At 71.0% G+C, this 15,446-nt stretch carries 18 protein-coding genes; 5 read left to right on the top strand and 13 right to left on the bottom strand.

Annotated features, from left to right (window positions below; genetic code table 11):
- The first annotated feature begins 10 nt into the window (after positions 1-10).
- On the top strand, positions 11-667 hold the full coding sequence (locus AW16_RS17595) for a M15 family metallopeptidase (protein ID WP_029289155.1): 657 nt from the start codon (positions 11-13) through the stop codon (positions 665-667).
- Between the two features lie 12 nt (positions 668-679).
- On the opposite strand, the gene AW16_RS0106510 is transcribed toward AW16_RS17595, so the two are convergent.
- A complete protein-coding gene (locus tag AW16_RS0106510) occupies positions 680-3,094 on the bottom strand; it encodes a lysylphosphatidylglycerol synthase transmembrane domain-containing protein (protein ID WP_156044076.1) in 2,415 nt (804 codons plus the stop codon).
- A gap of 113 nt (positions 3,095-3,207) precedes the next feature.
- On the bottom strand, positions 3,208-3,609 hold the full coding sequence (locus AW16_RS0106505; RefSeq protein WP_029289153.1) for a hypothetical protein: 402 nt from the start codon (positions 3,607-3,609) through the stop codon (positions 3,208-3,210).
- Between the two features lie 227 nt (positions 3,610-3,836).
- Here AW16_RS0106505 and AW16_RS0106495 point away from each other — a divergent pair, with 227 nt between their 5' ends.
- The 3 genes from AW16_RS0106495 (at position 3,837) to AW16_RS0106485 (ending at position 5,842) form a co-directional block, all read left to right on the top strand.
- Positions 3,837-4,538: a hypothetical protein gene (locus tag AW16_RS0106495; RefSeq protein WP_029289152.1), complete on the top strand. Its 702-nt coding sequence runs from the start codon at positions 3,837-3,839 to the stop codon at positions 4,536-4,538.
- Between the two features lie 140 nt (positions 4,539-4,678).
- Complete coding sequence (locus tag AW16_RS0106490) at positions 4,679-5,521, top strand: tyrosine-type recombinase/integrase (protein WP_197021575.1); 843 nt, start codon at positions 4,679-4,681, stop codon at positions 5,519-5,521.
- A gap of 66 nt (positions 5,522-5,587) precedes the next feature.
- Positions 5,588-5,842 (top strand): hypothetical protein, encoded by a 255-nt coding sequence (locus tag AW16_RS0106485; protein ID WP_029289150.1) that lies wholly within the window; start codon positions 5,588-5,590, stop codon positions 5,840-5,842.
- A gap of 3 nt (positions 5,843-5,845) precedes the next feature.
- On the opposite strand, the gene AW16_RS0106480 is transcribed toward AW16_RS0106485, so the two are convergent.
- Complete coding sequence (locus tag AW16_RS0106480) at positions 5,846-6,142, bottom strand: hypothetical protein (protein WP_029289149.1); 297 nt, start codon at positions 6,140-6,142, stop codon at positions 5,846-5,848.
- Positions 6,143-6,229: 87 nt separating this feature from the next.
- Here AW16_RS0106480 and AW16_RS18360 point away from each other — a divergent pair, with 87 nt between their 5' ends.
- A complete protein-coding gene (locus AW16_RS18360; protein ID WP_156044075.1) occupies positions 6,230-6,379 on the top strand; it encodes a hypothetical protein in 150 nt (49 codons plus the stop codon).
- An 83-nt stretch (positions 6,380-6,462) separates the two neighbouring features.
- On the opposite strand, the gene AW16_RS0106470 is transcribed toward AW16_RS18360, so the two are convergent.
- The 10 genes from AW16_RS0106470 to AW16_RS0106425 all read right to left on the bottom strand — a co-directional run bounded on the left by AW16_RS0106470 (position 6,463) and on the right by AW16_RS0106425 (position 15,428).
- On the bottom strand, positions 6,463-6,729 hold the full coding sequence (locus AW16_RS0106470; protein ID WP_029289148.1) for a hypothetical protein: 267 nt from the start codon (positions 6,727-6,729) through the stop codon (positions 6,463-6,465).
- Positions 6,730-6,960: 231 nt separating this feature from the next.
- Positions 6,961-7,302 carry a DUF2283 domain-containing protein gene (locus AW16_RS16950; protein ID WP_051681722.1) on the bottom strand — a complete coding sequence of 114 codons (342 nt, stop codon included), beginning with the start codon at positions 7,300-7,302 and terminating at the stop codon, positions 6,961-6,963.
- Positions 7,303-7,542: 240 nt separating this feature from the next.
- A complete protein-coding gene (locus tag AW16_RS17590; protein WP_156044074.1) occupies positions 7,543-7,938 on the bottom strand; it encodes a hypothetical protein in 396 nt (131 codons plus the stop codon).
- 137 nt (positions 7,939-8,075) lie between these two features.
- On the bottom strand, positions 8,076-8,513 hold the full coding sequence (locus tag AW16_RS18585) for a hypothetical protein (RefSeq protein ID WP_029289146.1): 438 nt from the start codon (positions 8,511-8,513) through the stop codon (positions 8,076-8,078).
- Between the two features lie 11 nt (positions 8,514-8,524).
- The gene (locus tag AW16_RS0106450; protein ID WP_029289145.1) at positions 8,525-8,890 is read right to left on the bottom strand and encodes a hypothetical protein; all 366 of its coding nucleotides are present in this window, start codon (positions 8,888-8,890) and stop codon (positions 8,525-8,527) included.
- On the bottom strand, positions 8,887-9,573 hold the full coding sequence (locus AW16_RS0106445; protein WP_029289144.1) for a M15 family metallopeptidase: 687 nt from the start codon (positions 9,571-9,573) through the stop codon (positions 8,887-8,889). The genes AW16_RS0106450 and AW16_RS0106445 overlap by 4 nt, the downstream gene beginning before the upstream one ends.
- Before the next feature lie 77 nt (positions 9,574-9,650).
- The gene (locus tag AW16_RS18580; protein ID WP_034648242.1) at positions 9,651-10,097 is read right to left on the bottom strand and encodes a hypothetical protein; all 447 of its coding nucleotides are present in this window, start codon (positions 10,095-10,097) and stop codon (positions 9,651-9,653) included.
- Entirely contained in the window at positions 10,094-12,283 is a 2,190-nt protein-coding gene (locus tag AW16_RS0106435) for a hypothetical protein (RefSeq protein WP_029289141.1), read from the bottom strand. Before AW16_RS0106435 ends, AW16_RS18580 begins: the two co-directional genes overlap by 4 nt.
- On the bottom strand, positions 12,283-13,107 hold the full coding sequence (locus AW16_RS0106430; protein ID WP_029289140.1) for a hypothetical protein: 825 nt from the start codon (positions 13,105-13,107) through the stop codon (positions 12,283-12,285). The genes AW16_RS0106435 and AW16_RS0106430 overlap by 1 nt, the downstream gene beginning before the upstream one ends.
- Positions 13,107-15,428, bottom strand: a complete 2,322-nt coding sequence (locus AW16_RS0106425) for a hypothetical protein (protein ID WP_029289139.1) — start codon at positions 15,426-15,428, stop codon at positions 13,107-13,109. Before AW16_RS0106425 ends, AW16_RS0106430 begins: the two co-directional genes overlap by 1 nt.
- Positions 15,429-15,446 lie beyond the last annotated feature (18 nt).

Here is a 15,446-nt window from a genome sequence, read left to right as displayed (position 1 = left end):
GGAGGCGGCCGTGGCGACGACGAACAACGGGTTCACGACGATCGCGCGGCGCGCGTCGTCGGACCTGGTCACGCTCACCGTCCACGGCAACGCGACGCGCGTGCGGGCGGGTTCACCCGCAGTGGTGCTCGGGTGGGTGGCACGGCAGATCGACGCGACCGTCGAGCCCGCGTCGACCGTGTTCGGCTGGCGCAGCCCGGCGGTGAACGCGGCCGCGGGCGGCATCGCGTCGTCGAACCACCTGTCCGGCACGGCGATCGACTTCAACGGCGGTCGGCACCCGTACGAGCACACGCGCCCGCACGGGTGGAGCTCGGGCTGGTCGGCCGACGAGGAGGCCGACGTGCGCCGCATCCTCGCCGCCGCTCGCGTGCTGCGCTGGGGGCTCGACTACCCCGCGGGCTGGCGCGACGCGATGCACGTCGAGATCAAGGGTGCCTCCGCGGCCGACGTGGACCGTGCCGCCAAGCACCTCACCGAGGGGTGGGCCGTGGTCACGACGAAGCTGCTCAACGGCCGTGCGAAGCCGTCCACCCGCGCGAAGATCAAGCACCAGCGCGAGACCGGGTTCCGCATCCACTACGTCGAGACCGCCTACCGCGAGGGGCGTGTGTGGCTGCGCACCCGGTTCCGCACCTGGTACGCGGCGGACCTCACGTCGTGGTGAGCGACCCGTGCGTCAGGCGTAGTCGTGCCGGCGGAGCCACGCGAGCGCGGCCCACCCCCACAGCGGCGGCAGGTAGAAGCTGATGAGCCGGTAGGCGATCGACGCCGAGACCGCGACGACGCTCGGCACGCCGACCGCCTGCAGGCACGCGATGTAGGCGGCCTCGGTGACGCCCACCCCGCCGGGCACCGGCATGATCCCCGCGAAGAGGCTCACCAGGACGTTCACGACGAGGAGCTGCGAGAGGTGCACGTGGACGCCGAACGCCTGCAGGCTCAGCGACAGCATGAGCGCGCCGATGAGCTGTGCGACCAGGTTCCCGCCCAGCAGCTGCGCCACCTTCGAGGGGCGCCGCAGCACCGTGAGCGCCTCCTGCGCCGAGGCGAGCTGCGACCGGATCGTCGCGCGCGCCCGGGGCACGAACGACAGCACCCGTCGCCGCGCGGACGGCACGGCGAACGTGGTGCCGACGGCGACCACCAGGACGACCACCAGCCAGATGATCAGCGTCACGAGCGAGCCGCCGTCCGAGGCGGAGGCCGACGGATCGGGCGTGCCGCCGATCGGTGCGGTCAGCCCGGGCAGCGCGGTGAACCCGACGAGCGCGAGGAAGAACAGCTGCACGACGAACCCGGCCACGCTGTCGATCAGCCCGATCGAGAGCGCCCCGGCCGCCGCGACGCCGACCTTCTGGAAGAACCGCACCTCGAGCGCGAGCCGACCGGCCGACGAGGGAACGGCGAGCGCGATGAACTGGACCGCGTACTGGAACATGACCACGGGTCCATAGCGCACGCGCTTGCGCGTGGCGCCGAGGGTCGCGAACGCCGTCGCGAGCGGCATCGTCGGTGCGACCAGGAGAGCGGCGAGCAGCCACCACCAGTTCGCGGTCGAGAGCTCGGCCGCGAGGCTCGCGTAGTCGACGTCGAGCAGCTTGCTCACCAGGACGACGCCGAGGGCGGCACCCGCGAGCGCGATCACCGCCGACCGGACGGTGACGCGCTGCAGCTTCTGGAGCGCGGGTGCCTCGCTCCCGACGGCCTGCGCGGCCCCCGTCCGCAGCGCGGCCAGGTCCCAGTCGCCGGCCTTGACCGCCTTGCGCGTCGCCGTGTCGAGCACGGCCGGCTGCAGGTAGGGCAGCACGTCGGTCAGCCCGTCACGCCCCAGCACCTCGAGCGCGGCGGCGACGGACCGCTCCGGCCCGACAGCCAGCGCGGTCGCGACGAGCAGCCGCGCGCGGTCCGTCGTGCGGTCGTCCTCGTCGGCCGCGAGCTCGGAGCCTGCGAGGTCGGTCAGGCCGACCCTGCCGTCGTCGAGGACGACGACACGTGTGGGGTCGACGCGCCCGTGCGCGATGCCCACGGCGTGCAGGTCCGCGAGCGAGCGCCAGGCGCCTTCCAGGTCCAGGCCTTCGGTCACCTGCGCGGCCACGTCCACGAGCGGCGTGCCCGCCACCTCGGTGACGAGCACGGCGTCGCCGTCGACGGTCTCCGCGACCGTGACGACCCGAGGCACCGGCACACCCGCCTGCTGCGCGAGCAGCGTCGCGAGCGCGGCGTGCTCCACCTGGGCCACACGCGTGCGCCCCAGGTGCGGTCGCTCGCCGCGGCGGACCATCGCGGTCCACAGCGAGATGAGGAACTGGCTGTCCCACGCGTCGCGGCCGTAGACCTCGACCAGCAGCCGACGACCGTCGGGGTCGGTCGCGCCGTAGCGGGCGGTGCCGGGGACCTGGACCACGTCCGGGGCGACGTCCGTGACGGCGACGCCCAGCCCGGCGAGGTCGTCCTCGATCTGCCGTGCGGTCGGCCGGCTGTCCGGCGAGCCCAGGAGCAGGTGCGTCACCGCGGCGGCGACGACACCGACGAGGAAACCCGCCGCCGCACCGATCGGGTAGGCGATGCCGAGCGCGACCGCCGCGAGCGCGCCGAGCACGATGACGACCCGCCCGACGACGCGCATGGGCCGCGTCACCGCGGGCGACGCGGCGACGACGACTGCCGTCACCACCGCGAGCCGTGCCGCGACGAACACCTGGTCGGGATCAGTGGACAGCAGCGCGCCGAACGACTCCGACGACGACGTGCCACCGAGCCGTCCGACGAGCACCGCGGCAACGACCGCGAGCAGCGCCGCGACGGCCAGGTCCAGCAGGAGCCGCCGTCGTCCCCGGGTGCACAGCACCACGACGACGAGGACCAGCGCCCACACCCCGAGGACCGCGTAGCCGACCGACCAGAGCAGCGCCCACGCTCCGGTGAACCCGCGCAGGAGCTCGGAGAGGTCCACGTCGAACCTCGTCGGCCCCGGCGCGGCCAGCAGGAGCGGGACCAGGGCGAGCAGCGCGACGACGACGAGCAGCACGTCCGCCGGCCTGCGCACGCGCCGTGCACCGACCCCGGACGCGAACACCCGGACGGTGCGCATCCGCAGACGCGACGGGACCACCCGCTGCTCCTGGGACACCACTGCTCACCACCGACCGGTCGGGACCCACGATCGTCGGGTCGGCACGACGGTAACGAACGTTGCCGTGCTGGTCATGCCCACTTCCACACCACGCGCACCCGCCGGTCGCCGTTGCACTCGCGCACGCGCGCGAGCGCGCTCGGCAGCCACCGGAACCGCTCGGCCTCCTCGTCGTCGCCCTCGACGACCATCACGGTCCACGGGATGACCCCGGCGAACCGCGCGACGACGACCAGCAGGCCGAGGACGACGACGAACCACAGCTCGAGCGGGAGCAGCACGATCGCCAGGACCACGACGATCACCGGCGCAGCCACGAGCATCAGGACGCTCATGACGACGCTGATCACGAGCCCCGACAGGTCGTCGACCACCGGGACGTCGAACGCGGCGTCGCGCAGGGTGTCGGGCTTCATGACGCGGGCGCGGGGGCGCCACGGGAGGAGGCGGACCTCGAGGAAGGCATGCAGCACGAGGTGAGCATCGGCACGTGGGAGCGACGGCTGGACCCCGGCCGTCGTGGCGCCGGGTACGACGAAGGCCCGGTCTCTTGACGAGACCGGGCCTTCACGACGTGCGCCCGAAGGGACTCGAACCCCCAACCTTCTGATCCGAAGGTGGGGGGTGGCGACGAGCTCGCCGCCGTCATCCCCGGCCCCTGGGGTGCACCCGCACCCGAGCAGATCCCGGCGGTGGCGGCGTGACCCGCCGGGTCGCGCTGCCCGCGCAGATCGTCACCGGTGTGCACCGCGGGGTCGTCGACGTGCTCACGGGGGACGAGCCGCTCGTCGCGCCGCTACCGACCGGACCGCTGTCCGTCGTTGACGCGCAGGCGCTGACGAACCGCATCCGCCAGGCCGCGCGCGACGTCGGCGACCGCGTCGCACGCCTGCTCGAGCTCGTCGACCAGGCGATCGCCGGCGACGCGTGGACAGCGCTCGGGTACGACTCCGTCGCCGCGTACCTCGTCGACACGCTCGAGCCGATGCGGCTGCCGATCGAGCAGCGCCGGCAGGTCACGGGCTGGCTGAGTGGGAGGGGTCTGAGCACGCGGGCGATCGCGCCGATCCTGTCCGTCGACCAGAAGACGGTGAGCAACGACCGGCGCATCCTCGCCTCGGTACCCGCGAGCGCAGGTGAGGAATCCTCCTCACCTGCCTCGGCCGTGATCGGGCTCGACGGCAAGACGTACAGCGCAGCCCCGCGCCTGCAAGTCGTGCCCGCTCTCGCCGACGACGTCGCACCCGAGGTCGAGGTCGCAGACGCGATGCCGGCCCGTGGCCGCGAGCGTGCGTTCATCGCCGAGCTGGCTGAGGTCCTCGCCGCGCACGGGTCCATCACCCCGGCGGACTGGCGGGACGCTCTGCGGTCGTCGGCGCCGCCCCGAGCCCGTACCCGATGAGCGCCCCCGTCCTCCACGTCATCCCAGGCGAACGCCCGACGTCGGGCACCGATGTCCATCCAAGGCGCCCCCCAGCAATCACGACGACGCTCGGCGTTGCCGACGACCTCTCCCCACGACGACGTGAAGGAGAGAGCACCATGACGACCGCGCCCACCACCTCCCGACTGCTGCGACTCTGGCAGGCCGCGATGCGAGCCGAGGGGCTCGCCGACCGAACCATCAGCGAGAGGCCCGCTGTCGTCGAGCGAGCGGCGCGCGCGATGCGATGCGAGCCCGAGACGATGACCCACGACAGCATCGTCGAGTGGCTGGGCTCCGCGGCGAGCGCCGGGACGCGTGCCACGTACTTCGGTGCGCTGCGGGCATGGCACCTGTGGCTGCTGCGCACCGGGCACCGCCACGACGACCCCACCGCACTGCTCCGCACACCGCGCGTGCCGCGTCGCATGCCGCGCCCGGTGAAGAACGCCCACCTCGAGCAAGTACTCGCGACGCCGATGTGGGCAACGACGCGCGTCATGGTCCACCTCGCGAGCTACCAGGGCCTTCGGGTGCACGAGGTCGCGAAGGTCCGCGGCGACGACATCGACCTCGTCGGCGGGACGCTGCGCGTCACCGGCAAGGGCGGCGTCACGGTCGAGCTGCCGCTGCACCCAGCGGTGCGCGCCGACGCGGCGTCGATGCCGCGGGGATACTGGTTCCCCTCCCCCACCCGCCCGGGCGAACCCATCCGGCGCGACAGCGTCTCCACACGCATCGGCGAGGTCATGCGGCGTGCCGGCGTCGCCGGGACCGCGCACCAGCTGCGGCACTGGTACGGCACCGAGCTCGTGCGCTCCGGGACCGACGTCCGGGTCGTGCAGGAGCTGATGCGCCATGCCTCGCTCGCGACGACCGCCGTCTACACGGCCGTCGACGACGACCAGCGGCGCGACGCGGTGCTGCGACTGCCCGTCATCCGCGAGCGCACGGCGGCGTAAGCGCCGCCGTGAACCTCACCCGCTCGGCGGGTCACCGAAGTCGGCGCGAGCGCTACGGTCGGCGACATGGGATGGATCAAGGACTCGAAGGCGAACTCGATGGCGTCCGACGCGAAGAACGCGTGGGACGAGGGTGCGATGTTCTTCACTCCGCTGCTCAACATGCCGGCGTTCAAGCTCGGCACCTCGGGGCGGATCAAGGACTGGGAGCCGATGCTCGAGGCGATCGTCGCGCAGGGGTGGGTGCTGCAGCACTGGGCTGTCGCGGGCGACGACAAGGGGCGGCCGCAGGCGATGCCGCTGTTCGTCCGCGGCCGATAGCTCTCACGCGCGACGGCGCACGTCCTGGGCGATGAGCCACACCCCGTGGGTCCGCCACCGTCGGTCGGACAGCGTCACGAGGACGTCGCGGCCGGCGTAGTAGGTGGCGTCGGTGTCGACGAGCTCAAGGCCGTCGCGCTCCCACACGATCCACGCCTGCACGGGCTCGGGCGTGGAGAGGCGCTGCTGCTGCGCGGCTGGTGGGATCGGGCGGGCGTTGCGGATCGTCTGCCACTGGTCGCTGTGCGCGTTCCAGGACTGCGACGCGACGCGCTCACGCAGCCGGTCGAGGTCGTCCATCGAACGAGTGTACGAGGGCTGTTTGAGTGGTCGGGGCTACCGTAGGAACGCGGGCAACGGGGCCCGCGACTACGGGAGGCGTGCGACATGGGGACACGGATCGTCGAGCTCACCCAGGAGCAACTCAAGGAGCTGACCGACACGGGGTCGGTGACAGTTCCGATCAAGGACCAGGCTCACCCGCTGCCCGAGCGAGAGGGCTTCGATCTCCACGTCACATTGGTGGCCGATCGCTGAGACGACGAAGCGCCCCCGCCCTCCTGCTCAGGCAGGAGGGCGGGGGCGTCGCTACGTGTGACTGCGAACAGTGGTCGGTCGACCTACTCGGCAACACCCTCGGGATCCAGGTCGACGCCGGCGGCACCGGCGACGGTCATGCTTCCCGCGGCCCACGCGTAGATCCACGCCCACTCGACATCAACACTCTCGGCCCTAACCGCGGCGGGGGAATCGTCCACGGCCGCGATGGCGGCTTGAGCGATCTGCTGCGCGATGGTGGTGATGTTCTCGGGCGCGTTGTAGAACTTCCGATCGTCGAGGGTGATGTCGAGCTTCACCTGGATGACGCGTGGCGTGACGCTAGCCATAGAAGAGTCCCCTTCGGCTTCGGTGAGCCCGCGGCGTTGCAGGCGCTGTGATCATCGGCATCACCGGCTCCGTGCTTGAGGAGTACCCGACGGCGGGGACGAGGAAAGCGCCCGGCCCGGGCTACTGCGAGAGTGGATCGCCGACCGGGACGCGATGCGCAAGGCGGCATGACGGTCGCACGACGAAGCGCCCCCGCCCTCCTGCCTGAGGGTAGGGGCGCTTCGTCGTGGTCAGTGCGTCGCCGATTCGAACTGTGGGGAGGAGGCGAGCGTGGAGGCCTCGGCCTCGCTTCGAACGCTGAAAGCCGAAACGCTCGGCTGGATCTGGCGCACGAGTTCGACGACCGTGCTGTGGATGTGCAACTCGGTCGTGAGACGACCGAAGGGGATCTTGGCCCCGCGGCTGAGCACTTCGATGCCGACCGCGACACCCATGGTGTCCAGGTCGACGAGCACGTCGTCCGTGAGGGTCTTGGTCGAGGCCACACTGTTGCTCGAGAGGCGGATGTACGCGGCGTCCGCCTCGTGATCGATCTCGATCGTGATCTGGGGGGTGTGCGTGTGCTCGCTCACCGGTCTCCGTCCTCTCGCCATGCTGCTGACTTCACCAGCATCTCATCGGTAGATCCCGACTTCCTGATGAGCCAGACCAGAAGGGTACGTCCTTCCGGACTAGTCCAAACGTGCGCGGTGGACCCATCGTTCCCCGGGTAGTGCGTGTGGGCCTCTCGAACTGCCACCTCGATCTGTCCCCACGAGATGCCACGTTCGTTCATGCGCCTGTGCACGTGCGCCGAGGCTGCCAGTCGCATGTCACGCCTCGGTCAGCGTGGCCTCGAACGCCAATCGGCGGACGTGCGTGCCGTCGAGGGCGATGTTCACCACATACAGGCCAGCCTCAACGAGAGGCAGCATCGTCGTCACGGCGAACAGTCTGCCGACCTTCCCTCGGTAGGGACGCACATCGACTGCGTCGCCGAGCTGCATCGTCGTGTTGATCTCGTACACCTCGTTCGGACCAACGATCGAGACACCGAGTTCCATCTTCGGCGCATCTTGCGGAGCTGTCAGTCGACCAGCGATCGAGACCGGCCACGCGATAGGAAACGCTGGGGCGATCACGTGCGTGAAGCTCGCTCCGACAGCTGTCAGCTTGCCATCTTGGACGGTCGCGTAGTCCGCCAGGTACGCGTAGTCGAGTTTGGCCATGGCCCGGAGCATAGCGCCCAGATCGAGCGGGTCCCGGGGCCGGACCGCGCTCCACCTCCGGGCGGCGGCTGCGTGACCGAAAGCGCCCCCGCTCGCCTGCTTGAGCAGGGGGCGGGGGCGCTTCGGTCTGGGTCGGATCAGGCGGGCGGTGCTCCGGTCGTCTCGTCGCGGCCCTCGATCTTGCGCAGGCCGCGGACCATCGACACCTCGTCGTCCGTGAGCGTCGTGATGACGTGCGCGCCGTCGGCGTAGAACTCGGCGGAGATCTCCGGCAGCGGGTACCCGGGGGTCCGGGCGGAACCGAGGACGAGGCGGGTGAGCCAGTCCGGGGTGTGCGGCTCGAGGCGCCGCCACAGCGCGTACCAGGCCGCGATGACGACCGCGACGACGAGCGCCCGGGTCACGTCCGAGCTCAGGGCGTCCGCGAGCGCGTCGTACACGGTCGCGGGCAGGTGCGGTGCGAGCGCGGCGAGGACTGCGGCGACGAGTGAGCCCCACAGAGCAGGCACCGCGGTGCGCAGGATCGAGACGGCGCGGTCCGACAGGGCGGTCGCGTCGTCGGTGGTGGTGGTCATGGTGGCTCCGTTCAGGGTCGGGCGATCAGGGGGACGAGGGTGACGAGCAGGGCCGCGGCCGACACGACGAGCGCGCCGACGGCCCACCACGGGGCGCGTCGGGCGTCGGCCTTGTTGTCCGCGGCGGTGACGCGGGCGTCGAGCGCGGTGGTCTTCGTCTCGAGCGAGGTGCGCAGGGTGCTGATCTCGCGTCCCTGCTCCTGGAAGCGGGCGTCGACGGCGCGGTTGCGCTGCTCCCACTCGCCGCGTGAGACGAGCTCGGCGCGGTGGGCGGACAGGTCGGTGCGCATGCCGCGGATGTCCTCGCGGACGTCGTCCATGCGGGCGGCGAGCACGGCGAGGGTGACCTCGTCGGGCTGGCCGGGCTGAGCGCTCACCAGCTCGTGTGCTCGGCGGCGTAGTACGTGCCGTAGCGGGTCTTGAGCCACAGGCGGCCCTCGCGGTAGAGCACCTGGGTGTAGGTGATCTTGAAGCCGCGCTTGCGGCGGTACAGCACCTTGACGGGCTTCGCCGTCGACGGCTTCGCGCGGCCGTTCAGGACGTCGGCGGTGACGTGCACGGTGCCGCCGCGCAGCTTGTCGGTCGCGCGCTTGAGCGCCGCGGCGGACGCGCGGACCTCGAAGTGCATCGCGTCGCGCCACCCCACCGCGTACCGGGACGAGACGTCGTTGCCCCACACGACGACACCGGACGCGGCCGCGAGGATCGCGTGGATGTCCTTGACCGCGTCGGCCGACCAGCCCGGGCGCCACGACCCGGCCGGGTGCGTCTTGTTCCAGGTCCGCTCGTAGGGGTGCTTGCCGCCGTTGTAGTCGATCGCGGTCCCCGACAGGTGGTTGGAGTCACCGACCCCGCCGGCGGCCGTGTTCGTCGCGGGGCTGCGCCACCCGTACAGGGTCTGGCACGGCTCGACGTCGGCGTCGATCTGCCGGGCGACCCACCCCAGGATCGTCCCGGCGTCACCCGTGCGGACACGGGTGGTCTGCTTGCGGACCTTGATCGTCTTGAGGCTCACCAGCCCGGACAGGCGGGGGAAACCGTTGTTCGTCTTGACGGCCATGCTGAGGCCTCCTCGGGGGCATGAGAAAGCCCGCCACGGTGGGCGGGCTCGGAAAGATTGGCGGTGGGCTGGGTCGATCAGGCCTGCACCCACGCCGCGGTGATGTAGACGCCGGTGCTGCCAGCGGTGGGTTTGCGGACGCTGATCGAGCTGCCGGATGCCCAGCCCCAGCCCGGCTCCCCGCTCGACGGTGTGACAGCCAGCGCGCACACCCCGGTCGGCAGGAAGGCGCTGGGGATGATCGCGACGGTCGTCGTGGTGTTCGCGGCGAAGGTCCCGCTCACGAGCCCCTGCAAGAACACCTGCTTGCCGATCCGTCGAACGCTCAGGCTGCCCGTGAAGCCGCCCGCGATCGTGCATGCCACCGCCCCGGTGTCGAAGACGGTGGCGCCGCTCGGGGTGAGCCCGTTGAGCCAGTCGCGGACCCGCTTGGAGAAGCGGACCACGTTGGTCTCGCCGCCCGAGACTGCGGCATCCGAGGTTGACACCGGGGCCGGGTACAGCGATGTGGTGGGGTCGCTCATGCCAACACCCTTCCGATGAGATCCGTCCCGAGCTGGTCCTCGGTCGCGCCAGCGCCGAGGTTGGTGGTGATGTAGGAAGCGAGGTTCGCCTCGGTGGCGACCGCCGCGCGCAGCAGCAGTGCCGCGATGTCGCCCTCGACGACGTCGAGCACGGCGAGCGTGAGCGTCTGCTTCAGCGACCCGGGAGTCGCGGCGAGGTCGACGCCGACGACGAGCACCTTCGCAACGAGGTTCGTGAACTTCGGGTCTCGCAGGATGCGCACGTCTCCGAGACGGCAGGTGAGGTCGGGCACCATCTCGACACCCTCGAGCACCGGCAACGGGTTGGAGGTTGCGGTCTTGAGCCACGACAGTGCCGCGGCGGCCGCGGCGTCGTCCTGTACCCACATGCCGAGGTCGACGGCGAGTGGGTTGATGGCGGTCTCGGCGGACTTGCCCGTCGCGATCGTCACCGGCTCACCGGTGGAGACGAGCGTCGTCGCGCGGATCGTGATCTGGCTCGTGCCGTCCGAGCCCGCCGTGTAGAGGACTCCCCCGGTGTTGTTCGTGATCCGCAGCCGGATGCGCGACGGGGTGACGAGATCCGAGGTGACGGTCAGCGCGTTCGATGCCGGCTGGGTGCCGCCACCGTCGCGCTGGGTCGAGGCCGCCCACCTGGACATGCGGGACGCCGCATACCCGGCGTCCCAGACCGGGTACCAGGGTGCGAGGTCGTCAACGGCGGTCTCGAGGTCGATGTACGTCTGGTAGGTCTTGCCCGGGCTGACGGCGACGATGTCGCTCGAGGTCCACACCGTCGTCGTGTACTGCCCGGCTGCAGCCATGACCACGTCGGGCGGGGTGTACGTGAGCTCGACCCGGTCCGCCACATCGTCGATGCCGACCGACCACGGCAGGTCGACCAGCGTCGTCTCGGCAACGATCGCCCCGCCACCGGCGCCAGGTAGCGGGGCGCCCGTGAAGACCTCCGACGTCTGGCCGCGCACGTAGTCACGGCCGCGGTAGGTCAGCACCCCGGTCTCGTCCAGCCACAGCGCCCCCAAGGTCGAGGCGGCGACCTGCTGCATGAGGCTCCACGCGTCGCTCTTGGTCGGCGCGACGAGCGCCGTCAGCGGCGACCCCGACGAGCCGATCACGGCGGTGGGTCGGCGCCACAGGGCGGCGTCCGCGACGGTCGTCAGCTGCATGCCGATGCACCCACGCGTGCGCACGTACGTGAACGTCCCCATCGACGCGTGCGTGAGGGTCAGCGGCGTGCCCCACGACTCGGCCGGCCCGCCGCGAGCGCTGATCCTGGTCTGGGTGGTCGACAGCCGCTCGATCTTGACCTGCACCCTTGTGGGGTCGTCGGTGAACGCTGCGAACGTCGCGTAGGAGCCGGTGGCGCTCGAGCCGTCGCTCGCGCTGATCCCGACGAAGCCCGAGCTGTTCGCGTACGCGTAGACGTACACCGTGCCCGAGATGCGCAGCTCGATGCCGCTGTCGGTGATGCCCACGTAGTTCCACGTCGCGTAGAGCACGTCGCCGACGTTGACCGGCCGGGTCGGGGTGTACTCGTAGGAGCCGGACGGGGTGTAGACGCGACCGAGCGGGTCCGTGCCCCAACCCGGCGTCGGGTTCGAGCCGGGGTTCACCGTCCCGACCTCGGGGCGGATCGACCCGCACAGCGGCGCGGACAGGATCGCCGACGAGACCGGCGCAGGGGTCGCGAAGTAGCCGCCCGCCCGGGCGGCCTGGTCGATGACCCACGCGGCGTCGATCTGCACCAGGCCGTTGCCGGTGTCGTACATGAACGGTGGCACCGAGACAGGCCCGCGCAACGACGTCAGGTCGTCCGCCATCTCGATGTCGCGCTTCGCGGTCAGAGCGCCGTCGGCACCCACCGAGCGGGCGACCATCCGCGCCACCGGGTAGCTCGTCGCCTGCGGGACCAGCGCTGGCGCGTCGAGGGCCGCGTCGATCGTGATCTTCCCGCCCGGGGCGATCTTGCTCGACGTCCACGGGGTGCGGGTGCTCGGGTCGCGCACCTCGATCGTCCCCGAGCCCGTCGCGACCCCCGAGGCGGCGCGGACCTGCCCGGGCAGCGCGCCGCCAGTCAGCTCTCGCTTCGTCGACCACGACAGCGGCTCGAGCGCCTCGGCGCCCGCGCCGACGTCGACCGTCGCGACCGTGCGCGGCGTGACCATCAGGCGACCTCCCGCAGTGTCCACTGGTAGTCCGAGAGGACGGTGCTGCCCCGGACGAGGTTGAGGGTCTGCGCCGGGTCGTCGACGACGACCTTGGCCGCACCCGCGCCGGCGGCCCACTCGGTGCCCGACGGGGTGCCTTCGGTGAGTCGCAGCGCGGTGATCGTGCGCCCTGCTGTCGCAGCGGTGGCCAGCTGGACCCCACCCGCCGTCGCGCCGGTGGTGAACGATGCTGTGGCCCGCACCAGCGTCCCCGTCGTGGCCGCGACGATGTTGCCTGTCGCGAGCACCGCCCCGCCGCCGGTGACGACCTGGTACTGGGCGATGACCGAGCCTGCCGGCATCGAGGTGCCCGACAGCACCCAGCACGACAGGAAGTGCGCCGCGGAGGAGCGCAGCGGCACGGTGGGCGACCAGGGGCCGGCAGAGGCTGCGGTGGCTACCCCGATCATCGGCCCGGTGCCGGGCACCGGGACACCCGACGTCGGGGACGTCGAGACCGGGCCGAGCGTCGTGTCCTTGCCCGCGCCCGGAGCGGCCAGGTGCGGCGGCAGCAGGTTGGCGGCAGCCGCGTCCGACGTCAGCAGGTACAGGTCACCCGGGACCGCGCCCTGAGCGCACGCGTGCAGGAACGCGACCTGCGCCGGCGAGAGGAAGGTCATCGGCACGCTCCACGTTCGTGGGGCGCGGGGAGCGGTCTGCACGTAGCGCAGCCCCCCGAGCGTGACCAGCTCGCTGGTAGCGCGGTCCGAGGCGACCTGCACGGGTGCGACGTCGGGAAGGTCCTGCAGGTAGCCGATCGGCCCGAGCTGCGCCCACAGCATCAGACAGCCCTGGGCGCGATCGTGCCGGAGGACCCGGAGCGCTTGAGCTCGGCGTTGCCGGTCTGCACAATCTTCGCGGACGTGCGGCGGTCCACCCCGATGGTCGCAGCCACGTGCACCTCGTTCTTGATCTGCACCTTGGCGAGCGCCTTCGCGATCGCCTTGGCGTCCTCGTCGGTGATCTTGCGGGCCTTCTTGACCTTCGCCTTGGCCGACTTTGCCTTGGTCTTCGCGCTGCCGATCTTCGCGTTGTACGCCTGACCGCCGACCGTGACGCCGGCATCGCCGCTGTACTTCTGCAGCGTCGCCCACGACTTGCGCAGGCCCTTGACCTCGGCGGCCGTCCCGTTCGCCAGTGCGTCGGCGACCTGGGTGCCCTCCTCGATCCCCATGCCCGCGACCTCCTGCACGAGCCCGGCGGGGATGCCGACCTTGGCCATCTTCGAGAGCAGGCCCGCGAACTTCTTCGCCTTCTTCGCGAGCGAGCTGACCGTGCCGGCGACCGACGCGAAGGTCGCCTTGGCCGGCTTCGCCTTGGTCGTGGTGGTGTGCTCGTACCCGTACTGGTCGGTCGTCGTGGTGGACGTCGCCTCGGTCGCCGCGGTGATGCCCTTGCTCAGGTCGAGCTGCCCGGTGATGCCGCCCTTGACGCTCGAGACCATCGCCGCCTTGTCCGAGCGCAGCCCGGCGAGACGGTCCTTCGCCTTCTCGTACTTCGCCACCGTGGCGTCGTACTGCTTCCACGCGTCGTCGAGCTTCTTGGCCTCGGCCCTCACGTACTTCAGCAGCGCCGACTCGCCCTGCAGACCCTTGGTCGACTTGATCCTGTCGACGACGCGCTCGATCGCCGACCGGGCCTTGTCACGGCTCGCGTCGAGACCGTTGATTAGGCCGGCGATGAGGTTCTTGCCCCACCCGTGGGTGACGCGCGACGGGGAGTGCATGTCGAACAGCCCGGTGAACTTGTCCTTGATCGCGGTCGCGACCGAGGCGACCTTGTCCACGACGGCCTGCACCTTCGAGGAGATGCCGTTGTACAGGCCGCGCATGACGTCGCCGCCCGCGTTGAGCAGCAGGTCCTTCAGGTCACCCAGCCCGCGGCGGATCTTGCCCGGGATGCCCTTGACGAAGGTCACGATCTTGCCGAAGTTCGTGACGACCAGGCCGACCGGCGTGTAGGAGAACACCTTCTTGATCACACCGCCGAAGGCCGCGAGCGCGGAGCGGGCCTTGCCGGGGATGCCCTTGAAGAAGTCGACGATCGCGCCGAAGTGGGTCGTGATGAGCCCGATCGGGGTGTAGGAGAACACCTTCTTGACGACGTCGCCGACCTTGCCGAGCGCGCCCTTGACGGCCTTGTAGCCGGTCTCGAACGCACCCTTGATCGCGCCCCACACCTTGTCCCACTGCGCGGACAGCCAGGGGCCGATCTTGCCCCAGTTCTTCACGACGAGGATCACGCCGCCGATGGCCAGGGCGATGCCGGCTCCGATCGCGAGCCACGGGGACGCGGCGAGCGTCATCGCGGCCCACGCGACCGCCATCACGCCGAGGCCGATCGCGACGCCCTGCATCGCGCCGGGGGTGTTGGTCAGCCAGTCGAGGACCTTGATGCCGGCCTCGGTGACCTTCGTCAGCGCGGGCTGCAGCTTGGAGCCGACCGTCTCCTGCAGGTCGCCGAAGTTGGCCGCCAGGATCTTCGACTTCTTCGCGGCCTGGTCGACGCCGTTCTCGGCGAACCCGCCGACCTTGTCGTTGAGCTCGATCATCACCTGGGAGAAGTTGCCCGCGAGCGACTTCGTGTCGGTGAAGTTCACGCCGACGTCCTTGAGGGCCTTGCCCTGGCCGAGCATCGCCTTGCCGACGACCTTCGCCGCGGCCGGCAGATCCCGCCCCGTCTTGGCGGCGTAGTCCTGCAGCAGGGGCGTCAGCCGGGCGATCTGGTCGCCCGACAGCTTGTACTGCGCGAGAGCGGCCTGAGCGGCCGCGGTGTCGTCGTCGTCGTAGCCGGTCTTCTGCTGCAGCGCCGAGTTCAGTTCACGCAGCTTGGAGATCTGCGTGTCCGCGAGCGCGGGGTACTTGCGGTAGGCGTCCTCGAGGCGCGTCTGGGACGCCTGCGCGTCGGCGAACGCGTCGACGGAGTCCTTGCCGAACTTGATCGCGCCAGCCGCCAGACCGGCCAGGCCGATCGCCCCGGCGGCCTTCAGCTTCGACATCTTCGAGGAGGTCTTCTCCGATGCCTCCCCGACCTTCCTGAACGTCTCGGACGCGCGGTCGGTCGCGGTCAGCAGGAACTCGAGCGTGGTCGTCGTGCTACTCACCGCCGGCCCTCTCTTCCA

Source organism: Cellulomonas sp. HZM (assembly GCF_000708885.1).
Classification (GTDB): domain Bacteria; phylum Actinomycetota; class Actinomycetes; order Actinomycetales; family Cellulomonadaceae; genus Cellulomonas.
This window is presented reverse-complemented; position numbering and strand designations above follow the sequence as displayed.